This is a genomic window from Roseovarius sp. D22-M7, assembly GCF_037083785.1.
GTDB lineage: Bacteria > Pseudomonadota > Alphaproteobacteria > Rhodobacterales > Rhodobacteraceae > Roseovarius.
Map to the genome: position 1 here is coordinate 1 of NZ_JBAPKY010000144.1, position 1,973 is coordinate 1,973.

Genomic DNA, 1,973 nt, shown 5'->3' on the forward strand with positions numbered 1-1,973 from the left:
TTACTGCGGCGAATTTGAATTCGGGGATTTTTCCGTATGGGTCGAGGGCGGCGTTGGTGAGGATGTTGGCGGCGGCCTCGACATAGGCGAAGGGGAGGAAGACGTTGTCCTCGGCGACCGCGCGGTCGGCGCGGGCCATGACGGTGACCGATCCGCGGCGGGTGGTCAGGCGCAGGTCGTCGCCGGGGGCGATGCCGAGGGCGCGCAGGGTTTTGGGGTGCAGCGAGCAGTTCGCCTCGGGCTCCATCGCGTCGAGCACCGAGGCGCGCCGGGTCATCGAGCCGGTATGCCAATGCTCGAGCTGGCGCCCGGTGATCAGCACGAAGGGATAGTCGGCATCGGGCACCTCGTCGGGCGGGATCACGTTGGCGGGGGTGAAGCGCGCGCGCCCCTCGGGCCGCGGGAAGCCGTCGCCGAAGACGATCGCCTGGCCGGGATCCTCGGGCGACAGCGACGGGTAGGTGACCGCCGTCTCTTCCAGCCGCTCCCAGGTGATGTTGTTCAGTGACGCCATGTTGCGCTTCATCTCGGCGAAGACCTCGCGCGGGTGGGTGTAGCCCCAGTCGAGGCCCAGCCTGCGGGCCAGTTCCACCTCGATCCACCAGTCCTCGCGCGCCTCGCCGGGGGGCGGGGTGACGGCGCGGCCCATCTGCACCTGGCGGTTGGTGTTGGTCACCGTGCCGGTCTTCTCGTACCAGGCCGAGGAGGGCAGGATCACGTCGGCGTAATTCGCCGTCTCGGTCAGGAAGATGTCCTGCACCACCAGGTGGTCGAGCATCGCCAGCGCGTCGCGCGCGTGATCCACGTCCGGGTCCGACATCGCCGGGTTCTCGCCCAGGATGTACATCGCCTTGATCCGGCCTTCATGGACCGCGTCCATGATCTCGACCACGGTCAGGCCCTTCTCGTTCGAGAAGTCCCCGGACTGCCAGACCTCGGTGAAGGCCGCGCGGACGCCGTCATCGGTCACGCTCTGGTAGTCGGGCAGGAACATCGGCACCAGCCCCGCATCCGAGGCGCCCTGCACGTTGTTCTGCCCGCGCAAGGGATGCAGCCCGGTGCCGGGGCGCCCGACCTGGCCGCACATCAGCGCCAGGCTGATCAGGCAGCGCGCATTGTCGGTGCCGTGGATATGCTGCGAGATCCCCATCCCCCAGAAGATCATCGCCGACTTGGCGCCGGCGAAGCTCCGCGCGACGTCGCGCAGCGTCTCGGCGGGGATGCCGCAGATCTCGGCCATCTTCTCGGGCGCGAAGCCCTTCAGATGCGCCGTCATCGCCGCCCAGTTCTCGGTATAGGCCTCGATATACTGCCGGTCGTAGAGCTCTTCCTCGACGATCACGTGCATGATCGCGTTCAGCATCGAGACATCCGCGCCGGGCTTGAACTGCAGCATGTGGCTGGCGAAGCGCTTCAGGCCCTGGCCGCGCGGATCCATCACGATCAGCTTGCCGCCGCGCTTGGTGAACTGCTTGAAATAGGTCGCCGCGACGGGGTGGTTCTCGGTCGGGTTGGCGCCGATGACGATCGCCACGTCGGCATTCTCGATCTCGTTGAAGGTCGCGGTCACCGCGCCCGAGCCGACATTCTCCATCAGCGCCGCCACCGACGACGCGTGGCACAGCCGCGTGCAGTGATCGACGTTGTTGTGCCCGAAGCCCTGGCGGATCAGCTTCTGGAAGAGGTACGCCTCTTCATTCGAGCATTTGGCAGAGCCGAACCCCGCCACCTCGCGCCCGCGCCCCTTCATGCCGGCCGCGGCGCGATCCAGCGCCTCGTCCCAGCTGGCCTCGCGGAAATGCGTCATCAGGTTGGCCGGATCGACGTTGAGCCCCTTGGCGGGCGCATCGTCGCGCCGGATCAGCGGCCGGGTCAGGCGGTGCGGATGGCTGATGTAGTCATAGCCGAACCGCCCCTTGACGCAGAGACGGTTCTCGTTGGCGGGCCCGTCGATCCCCTCGACATACTTGATC

At 67.4% G+C, this 1,973-nt stretch carries 1 protein-coding gene; it reads right to left on the reverse strand.

Annotated features, from left to right (window positions below; translation table 11 throughout):
• Positions 1-1,973 (reverse strand): formate dehydrogenase subunit alpha (gene fdhF / locus V8324_RS21630; RefSeq protein WP_336421957.1); only part of this gene is annotated, 1,973 nt, incomplete at both ends.